The organism is Paenibacillus amylolyticus (assembly GCF_001570725.1).
GTDB classification, from domain to species: Bacteria; Bacillota; Bacilli; order Paenibacillales; family Paenibacillaceae; genus Paenibacillus; species Paenibacillus amylolyticus_A.
This window is the reverse complement of record NZ_BCNV01000001.1, coordinates 325,842-345,783: the sequence shown is the minus strand read 5'-3', so window position 1 is coordinate 345,783 and position 19,942 is coordinate 325,842. Positions and strand designations below refer to the sequence as shown.

At 46.8% G+C, this 19,942-nt stretch carries 19 protein-coding genes; 3 read left to right on the top strand and 16 right to left on the bottom strand.

The annotated features are described in order from the left end of the window. Positions 1-72: 72 nt before the first annotated feature. Positions 73-2,115: a transketolase gene (tkt, locus tag PAHA3_RS01490; RefSeq protein WP_062833145.1), complete on the bottom strand. Its 2,043-nt coding sequence runs from the start codon at positions 2,113-2,115 to the stop codon at positions 73-75. Between the two features lie 434 nt (positions 2,116-2,549). Here tkt and PAHA3_RS01485 point away from each other — a divergent pair, with 434 nt between their 5' ends. After that, positions 2,550-3,026: a hypothetical protein gene (locus PAHA3_RS01485; protein ID WP_062833144.1), complete on the top strand. Its 477-nt coding sequence runs from the start codon at positions 2,550-2,552 to the stop codon at positions 3,024-3,026. 74 nt (positions 3,027-3,100) lie between these two features. Here PAHA3_RS01485 and purU read toward each other — a convergent pair whose 3' ends face one another. Together purU and PAHA3_RS01475 are read right to left on the bottom strand one after the other, a co-directional pair. Continuing rightward, positions 3,101-3,994, bottom strand: a complete 894-nt coding sequence (purU, locus tag PAHA3_RS01480) for a formyltetrahydrofolate deformylase (protein ID WP_062833143.1) — start codon at positions 3,992-3,994, stop codon at positions 3,101-3,103. A 43-nt stretch (positions 3,995-4,037) separates the two neighbouring features. Continuing rightward, entirely contained in the window at positions 4,038-5,144 is a 1,107-nt protein-coding gene (locus PAHA3_RS01475; RefSeq protein WP_062833142.1) for a deoxyribonuclease IV, read from the bottom strand. 169 nt (positions 5,145-5,313) lie between these two features. Between PAHA3_RS01475 and PAHA3_RS01470 the strand changes: the two genes are divergently transcribed. Together PAHA3_RS01470 and PAHA3_RS01465 are read left to right on the top strand one after the other, a co-directional pair. Further along, the gene (locus PAHA3_RS01470) at positions 5,314-5,781 is read left to right on the top strand and encodes a DUF2621 domain-containing protein (RefSeq protein WP_062833141.1); all 468 of its coding nucleotides are present in this window, start codon (positions 5,314-5,316) and stop codon (positions 5,779-5,781) included. Positions 5,782-5,942: 161 nt separating this feature from the next. Further along, a complete protein-coding gene (locus PAHA3_RS01465) occupies positions 5,943-6,854 on the top strand; it encodes a TIGR01777 family oxidoreductase (protein WP_062833140.1) in 912 nt (303 codons plus the stop codon). Between the two features lie 25 nt (positions 6,855-6,879). Here PAHA3_RS01465 and PAHA3_RS01460 read toward each other — a convergent pair whose 3' ends face one another. From PAHA3_RS01460 to PAHA3_RS01400, 13 genes are all read right to left on the bottom strand, one after another. Further along, positions 6,880-8,655, bottom strand: a complete 1,776-nt coding sequence (locus PAHA3_RS01460) for a DUF6382 domain-containing protein (protein WP_062833139.1) — start codon at positions 8,653-8,655, stop codon at positions 6,880-6,882. A gap of 298 nt (positions 8,656-8,953) precedes the next feature. Next, positions 8,954-9,463 (bottom strand): A24 family peptidase, encoded by a 510-nt coding sequence (locus PAHA3_RS01455; protein ID WP_062833138.1) that lies wholly within the window; start codon positions 9,461-9,463, stop codon positions 8,954-8,956. Between the two features lie 18 nt (positions 9,464-9,481). Next, positions 9,482-10,513 carry a hypothetical protein gene (locus PAHA3_RS01450; RefSeq protein WP_062835930.1) on the bottom strand — a complete coding sequence of 344 codons (1,032 nt, stop codon included), beginning with the start codon at positions 10,511-10,513 and terminating at the stop codon, positions 9,482-9,484. Positions 10,514-10,542: 29 nt separating this feature from the next. After that, the gene (locus PAHA3_RS01445) at positions 10,543-12,771 is read right to left on the bottom strand and encodes a hypothetical protein (RefSeq protein ID WP_235599348.1); all 2,229 of its coding nucleotides are present in this window, start codon (positions 12,769-12,771) and stop codon (positions 10,543-10,545) included. After that, the gene (locus PAHA3_RS01440) at positions 12,752-13,426 is read right to left on the bottom strand and encodes a TadE/TadG family type IV pilus assembly protein (protein WP_062833136.1); all 675 of its coding nucleotides are present in this window, start codon (positions 13,424-13,426) and stop codon (positions 12,752-12,754) included. The genes PAHA3_RS01445 and PAHA3_RS01440 overlap by 20 nt, the downstream gene beginning before the upstream one ends. Continuing rightward, positions 13,410-13,598: a Flp1 family type IVb pilin gene (locus PAHA3_RS01435; RefSeq protein WP_062833135.1), complete on the bottom strand. Its 189-nt coding sequence runs from the start codon at positions 13,596-13,598 to the stop codon at positions 13,410-13,412. Before PAHA3_RS01435 ends, PAHA3_RS01440 begins: the two co-directional genes overlap by 17 nt. Before the next feature lie 11 nt (positions 13,599-13,609). Continuing rightward, positions 13,610-14,479, bottom strand: coding sequence for a type II secretion system F family protein (locus PAHA3_RS01430; protein WP_062833134.1), 870 nt, complete (start codon positions 14,477-14,479; stop codon positions 13,610-13,612). A 12-nt stretch (positions 14,480-14,491) separates the two neighbouring features. Then, complete coding sequence (locus PAHA3_RS01425) at positions 14,492-15,235, bottom strand: type II secretion system F family protein (RefSeq protein WP_062835929.1); 744 nt, start codon at positions 15,233-15,235, stop codon at positions 14,492-14,494. 40 nt (positions 15,236-15,275) lie between these two features. Further along, a complete protein-coding gene (locus tag PAHA3_RS01420; protein ID WP_062833133.1) occupies positions 15,276-16,580 on the bottom strand; it encodes a CpaF family protein in 1,305 nt (434 codons plus the stop codon). Continuing rightward, positions 16,577-17,794: a nucleotide-binding protein gene (locus tag PAHA3_RS01415; RefSeq protein WP_062833132.1), complete on the bottom strand. Its 1,218-nt coding sequence runs from the start codon at positions 17,792-17,794 to the stop codon at positions 16,577-16,579. Before PAHA3_RS01415 ends, PAHA3_RS01420 begins: the two co-directional genes overlap by 4 nt. Before the next feature lie 161 nt (positions 17,795-17,955). Further along, a complete protein-coding gene (locus tag PAHA3_RS01410) occupies positions 17,956-18,339 on the bottom strand; it encodes a VOC family protein (protein WP_062833131.1) in 384 nt (127 codons plus the stop codon). A gap of 145 nt (positions 18,340-18,484) precedes the next feature. Next, the gene (locus PAHA3_RS01405; protein ID WP_062833130.1) at positions 18,485-19,348 is read right to left on the bottom strand and encodes a DUF6612 family protein; all 864 of its coding nucleotides are present in this window, start codon (positions 19,346-19,348) and stop codon (positions 18,485-18,487) included. Positions 19,349-19,409: 61 nt separating this feature from the next. Then, positions 19,410-19,832, bottom strand: coding sequence for a thiol-disulfide oxidoreductase DCC family protein (locus tag PAHA3_RS01400; RefSeq protein ID WP_062833129.1), 423 nt, complete (start codon positions 19,830-19,832; stop codon positions 19,410-19,412). Positions 19,833-19,942 lie beyond the last annotated feature (110 nt).

Here is a 19,942-nt window from a genome sequence, read left to right as displayed (position 1 = left end):
TCCCATATTCGATGCTGATGATGCCGTGAGGCATCCTTCGTAATCAAAAGCAGACTTTTTGAACAACCTCTATTACAGTAATGCTTTTACGCGGCTAACCACGTTGTCCACTGTAAAGCCATATTCTTGGATAACACGGTCGCCAGGCGCGGAAGCACCAAATGTGCTGATTCCGAGAATGTCACCTTGATCTCCAACATATTTCTCCCAGCCCATTGGATAAGCCATTTCAATCGCAAGACGAGCTTTAACATCCGGTAGAAGAACGGACTCTCTGTAAGCTTTGTCTTGTTTCTCGAACAGATCCCAGCTTGGCATGCTGATTACGCGAACTTGAATGCCTTGTTCAGCAAGTGCTGCTTGAGCTTTAACAGCCAATTGCACTTCAGAACCTGTAGCGATGATTTGTGCTACCGCTTTGCCATCTTTTGCATCAGAGACAACATAAGCACCACGTTTCACGTTCTCACGTGAACCTTCAACCGTACCTTCCAGAATCGGCAGGTTTTGACGAGTGAGTACGAGTGCAACCGGGTTGCTCTTGTTCTCAAGCGCGTAAGCCCAAGCAGCCGAAGTTTCATTACCATCAGCCGGACGAATAACCGTCAGGTTAGGAATGATACGCAGGGATGCCAATTGCTCGATCGGTTCGTGCGTAGGACCATCTTCACCAACAGCGATACTGTCGTGAGTCAGAACATACGTTACAGGCAATCCCATCAGGGCAGCCAGACGAACAGCCGGACGCAGGTAATCGGTAAATACGAAGAACGTACCTCCGAATACTTTCACACCGCTGTGCAGTGCCATACCGTTCATTGCTCCAGCCATACCGAATTCACGGATACCGAAGTAGATGTTACGACCGGAGTAATCTTCAGGTGTGAAGTTCTCCAGGTTGTTCAAATGAGTCATTGTGGAGCTTTCCAAGTCAGCAGATCCACCTGTCAGTTGTGGCACGTTGTGCGCCAGACCGTTCAGAGCGTTACCGGATGCTACACGAGTGGAAAGAGCTTTGTCTGTTGCTGCATATTTAGGAAGATCACGGTCCCAACCTTCTGGAAGGTCGCCGTTAATCGCTGTTTCGAATTGAGCTGCCAGCTCAGGGAATGCTTTTTTGTACTCGGCAAATTTCTCGTCCCAAGCTTTGTTAGCAGAGATACCACGATCTTTCACTTGTGCAAAGTGATCGCGAACTTCAGCTGGTACGTGGAAGTTTTCTTCGTAAACCCATTTGTAATACTCTTTAGTCAATTTAGCTTCGTCTGCACCCAGTGGAGATCCGTGAGTACCGCCGTGGCCGCCTTTACCTTGTTTGTTCGGGCTACCGTAACCGATAACCGTTTTAACTTCGATCAGTGTAGGACGCAAAGTATCTGCTTGACCTTCCTGAATTGCTTTTTCGATTGCAGGCAGATCGTTACCATCTTCAACGCGCAGCACTTGCCAGCCATAAGCTTCAAAACGCTTCGCGATACTTTCGGAAGAAGACAAATCCAATTTACCATCCAACGTGATGTCATTGGAGTCGAACAACATGATCAGTTTGCCCAGGTGCAAACGTCCAGCCAGGGAAGCTGATTCATGAGATACGCCTTCCATCAAGTCACCATCGCCACAGATTGCGTAAGTGTAGTGGTCAACTACGTTGAATTTGTCTTTATTGTATGTTGCGCCCAGTTGAGCTTCAGCCATCGCCATACCTACAGCCATTGCAATACCTTGACCCAGTGGGCCGGTTGTTGCATCAACACCTGCAGTATGTCCAAATTCCGGGTGACCCGGAGTTTTGCTTCCCCATTGACGGAACTGTTTCAGCTCTTCCATTGGAAGATCATATCCGCTCAGGTGCAGCAAGCTGTACAACAACATGGAGCCATGTCCTGCAGACAGGACAAAACGGTCCCGGTTAACCCAAGTTGGGTGGTCCGGGTTATGAGTCATCGTTTTTGCAAAAAGTTGGTACCCCATTGGAGCGGAGCCCATAGGCATACCCGGATGTCCGGAATTTGCCTTCTCAATTGCATCAATCGCCAAAGTACGTACGGTCGTAATCGACAGGTTGTCGATTGTAGTGTTCTCGTCTTTTTGAATCGCTTCGTTCTTGTCAGTCATGGTTTGTCCTCCTCATGTCTTTAGATAAGTCGGGTGCGCAAGCGAATCCCTCTCATCAACCAAGCAAACCGAATTTCACAATAAGTGAATCCGCTTGAGTGTTTCATTTTGACTTATTCACTTTTGTATTGTATCACTTGGCGTGAAGCTTTTCCATAACCTTCTTTTAGAAGTTCGGGAAAAATCGGTGGTTTGTGATGAATAATCCTTGGTCTATCAAGCAAAAATCGTACTGTACAAGGTACTAAATTCCAAAAGCAGACTTAAGGAGCCTCGCAAATCCATCGCATGAAGTATAACCTCTAAGCCGAAAACCATGCATTTTTTAGTTATCCATCCGTAATTCACATATAATATTCCTGAAGATGGATTCGAAAGTTGCGCTGTGGTTTACTTTTCAAATGTACTTGTGTCAATCATAGGAGGTCGCGATCATGACAGATCCTGCTGCTAACCCATCCCCATCCGTAAAACACTCATTACCCTGGATATTTGGCATTTTAACTGGTATTCTCTCTGGAATTGTCCTGGGATTTTTCCTTAAAATGATTCAGGCCTACACTGATGAACAAGTATATACTCTGCTTCTGAATATCGATTTTGTGCCTGGCCTTCCGCCAACTTTACCCGAGTTCATTGAGTTTTCTTTACACCTAATCGTGTCCGTTGTCATCGCCATCTTCTATTTGTGGTGGGTACAACGGTCAGGCCGCTCCATGTTCAAAGGAATCTTGCTTGGTGCTGTTTCGTCTCTACTCTATATCCCACTCTCTCAACTATCTTCACGTGTGCCAGACCTGTACCATGTGGCAGCCATCCTCTACTGGGTTATTGGACATCTGCTGTTTGGTATTGTGCTTGGCTTGTGCGGAAAGTATATGAATGCGAAAAAAGCGACTCCCACTTCGTAAACGAATTGGGGTCGCCTTTTTGTTAGTCTATTACGTGGTTCCGAATCAACCTTGCGCAGTATTAAAGCATGAGCTTAAAATACGACGGTTTTATTTTCATGAACGAGAACTCGATCTTCGACATGCCATTTCACGGCACGTGCTAGCACAACACGCTCAATGGTACGTCCAATACGTTTCAGTTCGGTTACATCATCACCATGGCTTACACGCTGCACGTCCTGTTCAATAATCGGGCCGCCATCCAGTTCTTCCGTAACATAGTGCGCTGTCGCACCGATAATTTTGACACCACGGTTGTACGCTTGCGCATAAGGTTTACCGCCCACGAAGGCTGGCAGGAATGAATGATGGATGTTAATGATTCGATTACGGTAGTGCTCGATGAACATTGGAGAGATGATCTGCATGTAACGAGCCAGAATGATCACATCCACATCATTGCCGATGACGTCCAGTTGACGCTGTTCTGCTTCTTTTTTCGTATCTGCTGTAACCGGAATATGATGATATGGAATGCCAAATGATTCTACATAGTCCTTCATGTCCAGATGGTTGCTGACCACAAGAGCAATATCTGCATCCAGGTCGCCTGCCTGCCATTGCCACAACAATTCAACCAGACAGTGATCTTCTTTGGATACAAAGATAGCAAGTTTCTTTTTGCGGCTAACCGCAGATAGCGTCCATTCCATTTGGAAACGGCTTGCCACTTCTGCAAAATCGGCTTCCAGTTTCGGCAGGTTGATTAACAACTGCGGAAGATCGAACTCGATTCGCATAAAGAACATGCCGCCAGCAGGGTCCATTGTATATTGGTCCGACTGAACAATGTTTGCACCATGCTGGTGCAGGAAATGAGACACGGCAGCAACAATTCCTGGACCATCCGGACAGGAAATGAGCATGCGCGCACGATCGGCGCGGTTTTTAGAATCAGGGCGTACTTGTTTAGCATGGATCTCCATCGGGTTATTCTTCCTCCTTCAATTAAGCCATGACCTGCGGGGGTTAACCCGCAAGCCAGGCAATCAAGCGATGATTCAGTTGTTCTTCATTCAAATGCGGGAACAGTGCGGCTTCAGTCACCATGTCATAGAGACGTTCCAGCGGCTCGCGCGGATCTGCCTTTTTGGCTTTGGCATCATTTTTGAGCAATGTCCATACATCCAGAATATACGAACGAGACTCAATCTCTTTAGCTTTGAAAAAGTGTTGCAGCTGTTCTACTTCTGTCAGGAATTCCTGGCCGAATCGACCGGCAACATCCCCACGCAGCAGCGCAATCTCCACTTCATACATTGGACGCTGTGTCTTGGCCTCTTTACCAATCCAAGGTGTCTCCAGAATAAATGGACGTCCTTGAAGCTTCTCATGGTTCACGATGCGGTTAATCGCCTCAAACCCGATCCAGCCAGAGCCAATCGGTGTATGACGGTCCTTGTGCGCACCCACAGCATTCTTACTATCATTAATATGCATTACGGCAATGCGGTCAAGTCCTACCGTGCGATCGAATTGTTCCAGTACACCGTCAAAATCATTAACGATATCATATCCGGCATCATGAATGTGACATGTATCCATGCACACAGTAAGGCGCTCGTTATACGTCACTTTCTCGATGATCTGGGCGATCTCTTCGAAACTGCGTCCCATCTCCGTACCTTTGCCAGCCATGGTCTCCAGAGCGATGTTCACATCCGTCTCTTTCACACCCTCCAGCACTTCATTCAACCCTTCTGCGATCCGTCCGATCCCATAGTGAGCATCTTTGTCTGTAAATGCGCCGGGATGTAATACAATGTTTTTCACACCAATGGCATGTGTCCGACGAATCTCTTCCTGCAGGAAATCTACAGCCAGTCTAAACGTGTTATCTTTGTAAGAGCCAAGATTAATAATGTACGGTGCATGGACAACGATATCTTCCATTCCACCCTCTTGCATGGCAATCTTGCCTTCTTCAATATACATGGACTCAATGGGCTTGCGACGCGTATTCTGTGGTGCACCCGTATATATCATAAACGAACTGGAACCGTACGAGGACGCTTCCTTCGTTGCACTCAATAATCCCTTGTCCGAAAAGGACACGTGGGAGCCGATTTTCAGCATTGATGATCCCCCTTAATCTGAATTATCCCTTATTCTAACGCGATTATCGAAATAAATCTAGAAATGCGCTATAATTCGGGATAGAGGCTATTTTTGGCAGCTAATATGTGGAACATGGTGGGCGGAATCCGTCTTTCCGTGAAAATCAATGAACCGAGGTGACTCCGCAATGATTTTCGACTCCTACGCGATGATACTGACCAGCAGTTCCCCCAGCAATTGGTTTATGAATACGATCGCATTCTGGACTTTTTTATTGCTTGGCAGCATGTGTATCGGTGGATTTTTTATGATGCGCAAGTTTTTGAAAGTGCTACCAAAAGCGGATGGAAGGTCCAAACTGGATTGGCAGAACTATTGGGTTGAAGCCAGCCGTCACTTATGGACCGATGAAGCCAAAGCTTTTTTGGATCAACTTGTGGAGCCTGTACCTGGACCATTTCGTGACATCGCCAAACATTCCATTGCAGCAGAGATTGGTAAAATTGCAGTTGAGGACAACGCCACGGAAGTCTCGAGAGATCATTGCATCAAAGGATACATTATTGCCACACCGAAGCGGGATAATAAGTTTTTAGTAAAATTTTTGGAGAAAAACAAAATTGATTATTCCCCTTATCAACATTTGATTAAATAAATTACAAAGATGAGTTAAGCCATATATGGATTTGGTTAATTAGATACAGATATGCTCCGTCAGGTAAGTCGTTCCCAACAAGGCATTGCTTACCGTCCGGGGCTGTTTGTCGATTCAAGGGCTTACGTCAGCGCAGTGAAAATACAGAGAGGATGTTCGATATGAAAATTGCTATTTGTGGAGGTACCGGGTTTGTCGGAGGAGCACTTGTGGATTACTGGCTGCAAGCCGGACACCATGTGAAAGTCATTACACGCAAACTGCCTGACTTGCATAATCCAAGTAAGAATCTTACATATATATCGTGGGAACAAGTCGAAGAACAACCTCAATTGCTGGAAGGTATGGATGCCCTCGTTAACCTTGCCGGGGAAACGTTGAATCAACGTTGGACAACCAAGGCGAAGCTGGAGATTGTTGAATCCAGAGTCACGACTGTGGCCCGGGTAGCCCGATTGGTGGAATCACTGGAGCAAAAACCTGAAGTGGTCGTTCAAGCTTCTGCCATGGCCATCTATGGGACCTCACCTACCGAAACCTTCGATGAGAGCAGTCCGCAAAAGTCCATGAATTTCCCATCACGGGTCTCCGAGCAATGGGAAGTTGCTGCAGATGCAATTAAAAATGTAAGACTCGTTAAGATTCGGGTTAGCTTGGTACTCGGACATAAAAAAGGTGCATTTCCATTAATGAAGCTGCCTTATATGCTGGGTGTTGGCGGAAAGATTGGTAGTGGCAAGCAGTGGACAAGCTGGATACACATTATGGATATCGTCAGACTGATTGACTTCACCATTCAGAATAAACAGATTTCCGGGCCAGTCAATGCTTCCACACCAAATCCGGTTACCAATGATGAATTTGGTCGCACGGTGGGTAAGGTGTATCATCGCCCTCACTGGTTTCCCGTACCCAGCTTCCTGATAAAAACCTTGGTGGGAGAACTATCCGTTGTCGTGCTTCAAGGGCAGAGAGTCATTCCACAAAAAGCACTCGACCACGGATTCCAGTTCACCTTCCCAACCTTAACCCAGGCCCTTGAAGATCTGAAGCACCGTGGCTTATCAGACTGATTGCACCACGGGAAGGACCCATAGCTTACCCAACTGACCGATAGGTGTAAACAGATTCAGCCAGGGTAAAAGTATCTCCATCCGCCAATGGATACTCCTTGTAAGGAGCAAGAATATTGCCTTGAAGAATGGTTCCATTGACGGAACCCAGATCCTTAATCACATAGCCCGATTTGTTCCGGCTCAATTCCACATGAGCACGGGACACACCGGTCGCTGTATCCACCCACTGAACCATGTCTACTGATCTTCCGATTACAAAAGACGCTCCCTGCACATCCATCCGTTCATGTTGGTCACCGCTTCCGGATCTTCGTTCAAGATAAAATGAAGGTACTACCGGTCCTGCCGCTATAACATTACCTCCAGCCAGTTTCTGCAAGTTTACGGTGGCTTCCGCAACTGCATCCTGTCGAATTAGCTCTGAAGTTGAATCTACTGTTCTATCCTGGTGCTGAACGAATGTTGGTTCGGAATGTTCAGTGGTCATATGCAGATTCTGAAAACGGGAATGCATATGACCGTCTGAAACCGATTCAGCCATTTGGTTTATACGTCCCTCTGAGCGATCAGCTGTATTCCAACGCCAACTCTCCTGAAATAGGTCCTGTTCAGCTTCCGTTTGCTTGCCTTTGTTCTTACCTAGGCTGAATGAAAAAGACCGCTTATTCACAGCGTCATTCTGAGGGCTCCCCTTACGCTTCCACGTCCATCCTGCTACACCAAGCAAACCAAGGCTTAGTAACGCCGATATGATCATCTGTGTCTGCCCAGGTTGCTCCATGTATACGAATCTCCATACCAATGCCATGGCCACCATGCAGCCCAGTATGATATAGGTTACTTTGGAAGATCCGGACTTCTCCTCCATTTCCCCATCAACATGCTCTAGCGAATCATATGAATTACTTAGTCCCTTATCCATGGCGCTTGAGCCATCCAATGCAGATTGTCCAGATGAGCGTCTGCCTGGAAAGGTTCGGGATCTCTCCGGAATGTCTTCAACCTCAGAAGCACTCATTTTCTGCGGCTGACGGAAATTTAGCTGCGGCTCCACAGAATCATTTTGAACAGGAGTACTGGGTTGATATGGTCGAGAATGACCAGTAACTTGCATGTTATCCCGCTCAGTTAACGACGAATGCGAAGCACCTCTTGCTCTTGGAGCATCGCCCATTTCCGACGTTTTGGACGAAAGGAATGCTGCGCTTCCTCCACTCTCCTGCTCATCAGCGTATAACTCTAGTAAAAGCTCTCTCAACTGTCTGATATCCCAGTGTTCATTGTCGCATAGTTGCAGAACACGTTGAATGCCTTCTCCCTGCAGTTCCTGTACATGGGCCATCAGTCTGATTACCAGCTCACGGAATTGCTGAGGCGTCGAATCGACTTCAACCGCATCCATGATCGGTACATATACCATCCCAAGCTCACCCTGTTCGAATGAACCATTCATGAACAAGTACTCCTCCTGAATCCATAATTTGCGAGGCTCCAGCATATATTGTCGGCATTCCGTAAAGGCATCAGCCAGTTGGAACAACAGACCATACAGAACACGTAACTGGATTTTGCTTGACTTTAACATCTGGGATAACATCTTGTAGCCTGATATGTCGTACTGCAAAGTGACATTTCGGTCTACTTCACGAACATGAACAGGAAGAATTCGCGGAATCTGATTGGAGGACAACATCCCCATCTGTACCCGACTCAATTCCTCCATTCGTAACCCTTCTGCTTTCTCCAAAACCATGAAAGCCCCGCCATTACGGATAAAATCTCTCGTTAATCCATACATGCCAATCCTCTCTTTCCGTTGTTATATAGGATCAACTAAAGAAAGTTACACTGGGTACTTCGATGACGGAACAACCTTCCGATCGCTGTTATCCCCAGATTTCTTGATTCCCTTTGTAAAGGGGAAAATCCGGGGATAAAGGCGAGCGCTCCGCTTCTTCAGGTTTTTTCCGTCCTCTCCGTTCTCGTGTAAAAAGTTTAGTTGATATAAGTTAAGTTACAATACACCACACTCTTCCACTCCAATCGCAGTGCTATCTTCGATCACTGTTATCCTAACGTTTTCCAGACTCCTGATATCAAGGGAAAAGTCCTGAGATAAGCACCGTGATAAATCCAGGTAACACCGCCAGCATAAACGGAAACTTCAATGTCTTCTCTTTATTTACCAGCTTGAGAGAACCGAGCATGAAAAAACCTGCAAGACTACCTGCCATGCCTCGAATTCGTTTTGCTGAATCTTTACGGAATAGAAGTATTACTAGACCAATTGCTCCCGCATACAAAACGGAATAAATAATGACATGAATGCCAAAAGCAAGCCCCGTCCATGCGCCTATCCCACCAAACAATTTCACATCTCCTGCCCCTACCGCTCCAATTGCATACATCAGGAACAAGATACCAAAACCTGCTGCAAACCCGGCAGCTGAGAACAAGAAACCATCCCATCCTCCCCAGATGATATGGGCCAGCACGCCAGTGGCTGTCACAGGTAAAGTCAATCGATTTGGAATTTTCATGGAACGAATATCTGTAATAAAAGCTGCAATGACGTATATGCCACAGGCAAAGTAAAACCACTCCACCCTCCATCATCTCCTTTCTTATTTTCTGGAGGCCACGTTAAACGTAGTCTCCGTCTTGCCACCGTCTCCTGTCTCGACAACAAAACTCCATGTTCCTTCTGTTGTCCGAGTACCGACAAACCAGTTCCATTCAATAATTCCATTCTCATCCGCAGTGGCCCAACCGATGTGCTTTGCAGAACTTTCACCTGACTTGTAAAATATCGTTAAGTTGGCTGTCGCTCCTGGTTCTACCTTCACCTTGATCGTTGCATTGTTGCCTATGTAAGCCGGGTCAGGCTTCCACAGTACCGTTGCTGAACCCGCAGTATCCCCGTCTCCTCCACTGCCATCTGATCCTTCTCCCGTATCTCCAATCCATACCCGTTCTGCCGCAGCAGCCTGAATGCGCAGCGACTTGCTGAGAAAGGGTACTTTTACCGGCAATTCATAACTCAGTTCAAGTCGGAAATAAGGATTTGTTTTGTTCTTAAGATCAGGTATGGAAACACCGTTCACATGCACACGTTCCATATCCAGCAGAGTTGGCTCGATAAATGGTTGAAGCAACGGTTTGACCGTCGGATCAAGCACCGTTTCCAAGACTGATGTCTTGATCTCCTGTAGTGGCTGTTCACCACTGGCCGCTGCTGAGCGTACCCAATCACTTAATGGCTCAGGTAGAGAAGAAGCATAACCTTCTGCCCATTCCGTTAGAGACAACTCAGGTATCATCCAGCCCCCTCCAGAGCCTTCACCGCCGGCAGAATCAGAAGGTGTGAACACAAGGGATACCGGATATATTTTCGTTGACAGCTGCTTTACCGCTTCCCCCGCCGTACTTTGCAGCGCTGTGGAGATTAGAGTCATTTGTACAATGAAGATTAGAAACATGATAAAGAACAGAAAGACAGGCAACACCAGCGAAGCTTCCAATACCATGCTTCCCTGTTCCTTTTTCGGAGAACACATCTGCTTATTCAGAGACTTCAAACGTTGCAATCTGATTATTCGTGTTAAACGAATATGCAATTTTGCACTCTCTTTTTCATATCGTTGCTGCTTATCCATAATCCCTCCACCGAAACGATCCCGATTAATCAATAGGAATAATCCGCCTTCCGTTCAATGAAAAATCGCCCATCTTCAACCTGATCCGCACTCCCCATAACTGCACCTATGCTTCTAACTACCCCTGGTAAAAACCACAACTTGATGCTGCTGCGCATGTTACCCGAAGCATACGTTTGTTTCTCATTCGGGTTCACACCGGTATTCAATCGGATCAGCGCCAGCATTCTGGACATTTTGCGCTCATTGTTGCTATGCATCAAGAGGAACAATCGGAGATGGTCCCTGTACGTCAGTTTGACTTTGATATACTTGGACAATTCCACACTGCCCTCTTTCGCTAGTTTCACCATATCCGCAATGGCGTTTGTAATCCCGTATAAGATTGCCGCAGATAACACGAGAAGAGGATTCCCCAGCTTGCTGTGCTCAATTAACCCTTCTGCCGTTCGAATAGCTAACCTCATCCCAAAGATCTCTGCATATGCCGCAGCGATGTTGCCCGAAGGGTTATGAAACCCGTAGACGATATACTCCAATTCCTGATTCTCCAGTTTGAAAACATCACCAGCATCTCCACCACCTTCAGTCCAGTTTAATAGCTGCCCAAAATCCATGGAGTTGAAATAGGCTAAGGCATATTCATTCTGAAACAATTCGTCGCCAAGACTATCCAGCAGACCGGACATCCCGCCAAACAAACTGTCCATTCCCTTCATGGCATCGCCACCAGATTCATAAGGATCACCCGCAATCTCTGCCTTTTTGGCATCCTCACGACTAGCCTCGTTAAAAGCAATATTAGCGTTGTAATATTCCTCCAACTGTTTGAAAGCGTCCATTGAACCGGAACTTCCATTCTGGATTTGCGACAAGATTCGTTTGACTTCCTTCAATTTCCCTTTGGATTCTTTGTCATTCGCCTTACGCTGGGCATCCGACCCACGACCACTCTCCAACTGCTGCTTACTCTGTTGAATGAGGTTGGCAGGACCGTTGCGTACGTAGCTGTCCATGTATCTTTCGGTAATCTGACTTGCCTGTCTGACCGCCGGTTTAATCGGAACCCCACTCATGCCCGTGACACTACGAAGCTGATTATTCAACTCCATGTTGTCTCTTCTGACGTTGTCGAAGTCCGAATTCTGTGAAACCACACGTGCCTTCAACTGATCAAATAGGCTATCTGCCCTTACCAGCTCTGAGGCGAGGGAACGTGTGCTTTTGGCTTCACTGCCTGATCCACTAGATGCAGGACTCGTTCCAGGCAGATTGGCGTTGCCCACGTTGTCATAGCTGGCATTCTGTGAACGGTTCTCCCCCTCCGCAATCACACGTTTCATTTCCTCATTAATCTTGCGCGCTTCTTCGATCTTGGACTGTGCTTCCTCCAGCTTCGTTTGATGGGCCTGTAACGCCGGTTGTATAATCATGCTGATGCCTGTCACCACATTACCAACACCAGTCCGATAACGTGCCAGTTCCAATATGTATCGTTGCTCTCTGAACGGCAGTCCCTCATCCGCCTGTTTCTTGTTTAAATAATCTGCATAACGTGCCGCTGCCTCGGCAGCTGTCTCTGGTGTATCTTCCAGCATCTCTTCATAGATGGCCTGTGAAGGCGGATCCATGATCAACTTTGGAAGATTCTTCAGTTTCTCCGCGGATTCCGTCTGATTGGCGATGGCTTCGTCCAGTAATTCTTCACGTTTGTCATATAACTTCTGTAATTTTTTCAGCAAGTCTACCGTGTGTGCAGCTTCCTTCATCTCGTCTGACATCGGTTTGAACCGATTAATCACTTCAAGGGTAAAATCTACTGGAGCACGATACTTCATATCCTCCTGAATCTGGCGATTAAATATATCGAATCTGCCCAGTTCACGCTCCATGCTCAGCGAAGTTGTATCCCACTGGATATCCAGAATGGGAAATCCATCTTTTACAGCTGAAGGCTTCACACTATCATTCAGCACTTTAGCCATAATTGCATCCCCACTGCTGTCGCCATACCCGAATAAACCATACTCCCGGAGTGATGTGTCATAGGCTGACATGACGGATCTCATCGCAGCATGAGTCATGCGTTCGGTCTGCACCTTGAATGCCGCTATACGAGCGTAATCAATAAATATAGCGACAAACATATAAACACCGGCCAATATTAATATTAAAAAAAGGGTTACGGCTCCCAACTCACCGTCTTTTTTTCTAAACAGCTCCGCCCTCCTCCTTTTCTCACTTTTTGCTTTTGCCAAAATGCTGTACAACCTGTCCTGCTTCCGCAGCAGTACTCGCGGCTTCTCCGCCTTTTCCTTTAAACTTGGCTGCGTAATAACGGACCAGATCGACCGTTCGAATGAATTCCACCGGTTCAACAACTGCGGATGATCCCTGGGTCTGAACACGGTTACCTGAATCGAACAAAAAAGAAGGAAGAGGCAGAGAGATTACTTGGTCCAGCTTGGTCGTTATCTTCCGCTGAATTAGAGAATTCTGATACTCAATTGTTCCTTTCATGGCTGAGGGCATATGTTGCACCGCTTGTGCTAATTTCTGTTCCGAGAGACTTCCGCCTTCACCAGCTGGTACAGAAACGCTAACCTGATTGTCCGCTCCCGCCCAGCCAAACAGTGCGCCAAGCATACGATCGTCCGTCAGTCTCCAGTACAGATTGTCATGCTCTCCAGCGACAAATTCACCAGTCATCGCCTGCTTATGGCTGTTGTCCCAGCTATAGGCTGCACGTTCGGAAGCTGCATAGGCGTGTTGATTCAAAAATGTCTTTTGATACATGTACATGGTGAAAAAGAGCAACAACACAAGAATAAACAGCACGACAGGGAAGATCAGGGAGGCTTCAACGGTGAAGCTCCCTTCTTCCTTCTTCAGCCTGTTATTCGAAAAACTCATTACTTTTATCGCTAACATTCTTCAACAGTCTCTCTACCAACGTCTTAATTTGGTCTTTAAAAATCAAAGCAATAATGATAATAACCCCGATAATCAGAATCAGCTCCAACGTGCCGAGTCCGTCCTCTTCTTTCCAAAATGCGCTTACCTTGTTTTTTAACACTTCCATCATCCCAATTCCTCCTACATATTCATCATCATAAAAGCAGGTGCCCCGATCATGACCACAATCGTAAAAAAGATCAGTACCATCGGAAACACCAGTTTGGAAGAAGCCTGTTCTCCCTTCGACCGACTAACAGCCTTGCGTTTCTCCCACAACACATGTGACAGATCCCGCAGCGCCAATACAAAGTCACCTCCCCCACGCCGGAAATTCAGCAGCACCGTAGTCGTAAAAATTGTTACTTCCTGCACGCCACAGCGGCGGCTGAACTGTTCAAATGATTGTTGAAATGAGTAACCATTATTCCAATCTCCCACGGTCTTTCTGAGTTCGTTGTACAGCGGATGATCCCGTTCTCCCTGGCTTGTCACACAGTGAACGATGGCACGCTGAACGGTCTCCCCAGCGCCCACCAGCAGAACAATTCGGTTCAACAGCTCGGGCAGCTCCATGAGGATGTCCTGATCTCTCCGCTGGACCTTGGTATTGAGGTCTTTATAGAGTGCAAAGGGTAACGCGATACCCAACGCAAGTCCACCTACCATGCCTCCAATGCCCATATCTCCAACGAGTGTTAACAGACAACCTACCATCAACATGAGCCACGTATAGGTCAGCATTTCAGCACAATAGAGCATCGTTTTCTCCCCACTGTGCTGTATGCCATACATTTTCTGAATGGCATGTTGCATTCGAAACATAAGCACAGGCAATCTGCGTCCAATCTCGAACTTGTCCAAGATAAACAGGAAAGGACCATGCAGTTTCTTCAGTCGTAATCCTTCCATATCCAGCTTGCGCAGATGCCGGTAGGTCTGTCCCCGGGTTCGATCCAGCACCAGCCATCCCGCTCCGAGCATCCCTGCGACTATAACGGGAAGCAGCATCGTTTCAACTCCTTATACTTTGATATCCATAATTCGAGTAACCCACAGATAACAGCAGGCCAGTACTGCCAATGCACCACTAGAGATGAGATACCCCATCCCGCTATATAACGGCTCCATAAAATCCTTGGCGGTCAGATTGAGAAATATCAGAAAAATAAATGGAGCGGCAAACATCACCTTTGATTCGAACTTTTTCTGCGATACCGCGACCATAATATCCTGCTGAATGTCCAGCTTCTCACCGATCACCGCAGATGTACGACGGACAACCTCAACCAGATCCCCGCCAGTTCGTTTGCACGTAATGAACACGTCTGCAAAATTCGTAATATCCTCAATCTGCGCCCGATCCGAGAAATCCTGTAGCGCCTCTTCAATCGGTTGTCCATACTCCATCCGTGTTCGCAATATCGTGAACTCACGAATAAGATCGGTATCCGCTTCCGGGTTCAACATCCGCAAATCCTCCACCGATTCCTTGAATCCATTTTCCACAGATTTACCTGCGGCCAGTGCCGAAGACAATGCATATAACGCTTGCTTAAAATGTAAACTGAGTGTCATCCTTCTTCGTTCCAACAGCACCTTAGTCCAATGTTTGGGTACCCATATGCAGCCCACAGCCAGAATTGCTCCAGCCAACCAGTGATGGTAGAACAGAATTCCGATGCCAAAAAACAGCAGACCACTAATTAGCATACAGACCATTCGTTGTCTCCGGGAAAGCGTATATACGGTGTAATCCGTCAACATCTGTCTGGCTTCACCCAACTGTAATCACCTTCCAATGACTTTAATTCACGTTGTTATCTGATGAATCTGTTTCGACACTGTATTGTTCTATGTATTCATCCAGCCATTCCCCGAGCCCAGCCATCTGAATTTTATCCACCTTATTCAACTTTCCAACCTGTACTAACCCACCAATAATTTTGCCTTCCCGCTCTTCGTGTTCCTGGAAACGAAACAGTGGATTCAGCAAAACCTCACCGTTCTGCATGCCAATCACTTCACTAATCTCCGTTACCCGCCGTGAGCGGTCTCGTAGCCGGGACAAATGTACAAAAATATCGATTGCCGAACTAATCTGCTGTCGTACAACGGCAATGGGAAGATCCGCGCCACTGAGCACCATCGTTTCCAGTCTGCTTATCATGTCCGAGATAGTATTCGCATGCCCAGTTGATAAGCTTCCATCGTGACCAGTGTTCATGGCCTGCAACATATCCAGCGCTTCTGCGCCCCTGACTTCCCCAATCACAATCCGGTTCGGGCGCATCCGTAAGGAGGACTTGATCAGATCCCGAATAGATATCTGCCCTTTGCCTTCGGTATTGGCATTCCGCGTTTCCAGTGATACCAGATTCGGTACCGTAACAATCTGTAGTTCAGCCGAATCCTCAATCGTTATAATCCGCTCATCCGCAGGGATGAATTGGGATAAGGCGTTCAGAAAGGTCGTTTTCCCCGATCCAGTCCCACCTCCAATGAAAATGTTATATTTGCTCCGTACCAACTGTTGCAGCAGTTCTGCGGCTTCTTCATGCAGGGCTCCCTTTGCAATCAGATCAGACATCTTCATCGGTTCACTGGGGAATTTACGAATCGTCATCGTGGGACCTTTCAAAGCAATCGGAGGCAACACGATATTGACCCGGGAGCCATCCTTTAACCGGGCATCCACGATTGGAGAAGACTCATTCACAATCCGGTTTACTCCGGATACAATCATCTGAATAATATCCTCGAGCCGTTCCCTGGACTCAAATTGTAGGGTGATCTGGCTGACCTCACCTTCCTGCTCTACAAAAATTTCCTTGTGACTGTTGATCATAATCTCCGTAATATCGGGATGATCCACGAGCGGCTGCAGAATATCCAATCCACGAAAAGAGTCAAACAATCGCTGTACCAGTGTATGACGCTCTCCGGAGGTCAAATCATCCAGCTTCGAGTCAGTGAGAACTTTGCGTTCTATCCCCTTCCACAGTTCATCATCCCCAGCGGAAGAGGTTAAATCCAGGCCTGCCCTGACCTCCCTGCGCATGATCTGAAACTGTTCTTCACGATCCAGTATTCGATTGGCTGACTCCGTCATAACGCCCACCGATCCTGCTTCTGAATTCGCCCCGTCTGCTTCAATTCTTCTTCTCCATCTTGTACCAGCATGGCACATAGTCTTTTCACTTCGCGTTGGAAGATCGGAGAACTAAGCATGACTTCCTCCTGACTAAGCTGCTTCCAGGAAGGGATATATGGCAAAACCGCATCCAGATGCAGATCAGGCCGCGGAAGTGCATTAACGACATTGTCCCGATATTTGTTAACCACAAAGCGTGAACGGTCCAGCACACTTTCGTACAGATCTGGCTTCGTACGCTCGGTATGCTGTAACCATTGTCCCCATCGATGCATAGCAGATATATCATCCTCAACCAGCCAGACAAATGCGTCTGCTGCATCCAGCACCCCTTCACTGCGTCCGTCCCAGCCGGAATCGCCATCCAGAATGAGCACGTCATATTGTCCGCAATCGGTCAAATAACGAAGCAAATTCGACGTATCCTCACGAGTCATTTGCAACAGTTCCTTCCGATTCGATAACGGCCAGAATACATCGGATTTCAGCCCTTCATGCCGGATCACATATTCATCTACAGCCTTGGAATGAACCTGTAGCTGCTTGCCCGATTCCTTTCTGCCTACCTTCAGATCGTATAGCAAGCGTGACAGCCCCGTCTCCGCATCCGGGTGATGCCGTCCACTTCTGGAAAGCCCCTTCTCCAGAAACGGGAGCGCACTGTCCAGCGTCTCCAGATTGAGATAGAGTACAGCATAACCTGCAAGTCCCAATTGCTTTGCCATATGCAGGGCCACTGCCGTTTTGCCACTTCCACCCGAAGCGGATACTACGCCAATAGAGAGAGTCTCCTGTCCCGGGCGATGCATCTTCTTGCGGCGTGGTTGCCGGCAAGCATGTATCACAGCATCCAGCAAAGTGGGCAAAGGTTGGAATTTCATCAATCGCTTGGCCTCATCCACTTCTTCCAACCCTTCACTAAGCATCAACCAAGGTACACCCGATGCTTCTCCGCCGTTGCTCAGCCAGTTATTCAAAAACTCCGGTTCCGCAATAACCAAATCCGGCAATTCCCGACCCTCTTGCTCATTCATGTAATCCCTGAACGAATCCCATTGCGAGAACGCCGTGAAACGCACATGAAGACCGGACGAATTCCCCTGTACATAATCAAGCCAGGCACTAATGTAATCTCTATCTTTGGAAACCAGCACTGCCTTCAGTACAATCAATTTCTCCTTCCCTCCCTGTCAAAAAGCACAAAAAAGCACCGTCCAATACCCGCATAAGTATGCAGTATATGGACGGTGCTTCCGTCACGTGCTATGAATGTATGGATAATATAGCATACAATTTCTGGTGGAGCAAGGGATTTATTCTAACCCTTTTTCCCTTAAGAGTGATACGGTGAGTCGAACTCAATAATGTTACGATCGGGATCAAGTACAAAAATTTGCGCGAATCCAGCTACACTGTCAGGTCTCGCTTCATACTCAATTCCCTGCTGCTCCAGCCAAGCTATAGTCCCTGAATAACTGGTGACCCAGATCGCAAAGTGACCGTCTGTTGTATCAATACCAGCCTCGCGCAGCGTGTGACCCTCCGGGTGCTGTAACAGATGAAGCTGCTGACTCCCGATAGCGTACCATGTACCCGTGGAGCGGAAAGCCGGACGTTCAATCTCCTGCATTCCCAGTAACCCCGAATAGAACTTCTTCGCGATTTCCAGATCACGTACAGCCAGACTAACGTGGTGAATGTGTGCATATTCAATCATCTTTTATATCCCCCTCTCTAATTAAATATGACTATACTATAACACCTTGAACCCTGACCATAATCTCCGTTAAAAAGAAAAACACCTCTGAATTCAATCGGGTAAACCTCTCGGCTTACACAGATCTAGTTCAGAGGTGCCTGTTTTATTTAGCGCTATCCAATGCTTCTTGTGGAATCTTGATCTCTTCCACTTGATCGTGGTTAGAAAATGTACTCGACATTTTCATGTCCATCGTCATTTTCTGTCCATTCTGTTCCATCTCCATGACCATGTTTACGTCCGTACCTGCAGGCAGGTAGGTTTCTTTGTTGATCATATATTTCATCTTCATGCTGGTGATATTCATCTGATCAAGCATGGCTTGCATCTGGGCATCCGATCCATTTTGCTCCATCACGGCTTTGGCCAGTTCCTTCACATTATCACCGGATACGTCAGCGTTAATGACATAATTGTCGCCTTCTTCGGTCACTTCAGTATCTTCTTCGATCTTTTTGAATTGCTCTAATTCACCTTCGGGATTCATGCTTGCTTTCATCTGCTCAATAAGTTCACTCGTTTGAGCTTCAGGAATTGCAACCCATTGATCCCCAACTTGAGAGTAGATTTTATCCGAAGTGATATATTGCTTCACGTTCTGCGCTTCCTGGCCGGACATTTCCATATTCATCTCTTGATAGATCATCATTGGATCTTTGATAATATCCATCTTGAGCGATGTTTTAACTTGTTGATCCTGGGACTGTTCACCAGCATCCAGTTTCAGATTCTGATCAATGTTTGCTTCGGTTGTGAAGCTCTTCATTTCTTTGGTAGCTGCATTGGTTTTGGTAATCAACTCGTCCAGGGTAGGGATCTTTGTTTCCTGCTCCGCAGGTGTATTGCCCTCGTTAGACGTTTCGTTGTTAGTCGCTGGCGGCGTTGCCGTATTATCTGTGTCGTTACTGCATGCTGCCAAGCTCACTGCTAATAATGCCCCGATAAATATTGTAGTCCACTTCTTCAAGTTGTTGTCCTCCCAAAATAGATATGATCTGTAGTGATTACCCAATAATTCCCGTTATTAATCACAAAAACCGATCTTTGATCTCCGGTGTAGGCAACATGCACGTTTCATCCTTGCCAAACCAACGATAACGGTTGCGCGCAACCCAGTTATAGACTGCATTACGAATAAATTTCGGTATGATTATGAATACATATAACAATGGATAAGGAAACTTCAGACCTTTCGCCAATCGCAGCGCGGCGGTCGAACGTGTATAGTAACTTCCATTTTCGATCAGAACAAAGGTGTCCATACTATCTGTCGACAAATTGCCTTTCTCCAGCAATTCCTTGGCTACATCGGATTGGAGCGAAGCAAAATGATATTTTCCTTCCGGGTCACGCTTAATAATCCACTTGGTTAAGCCCTGGCAGAAGTGACAGACGCCATCCACCAGTACGATGGGATGTCCCTGATGCACATCTGTTTGATTTGCTGTCATATTTGCTGCCTCCTATTGTTCCGGTTAGAGTAACTTACCCAATCTGAGCCTTCTTGTTCACTAATTCTAAATTTATTTCTTCTAGAGGTAGTTCACTTATAGAGATAAAA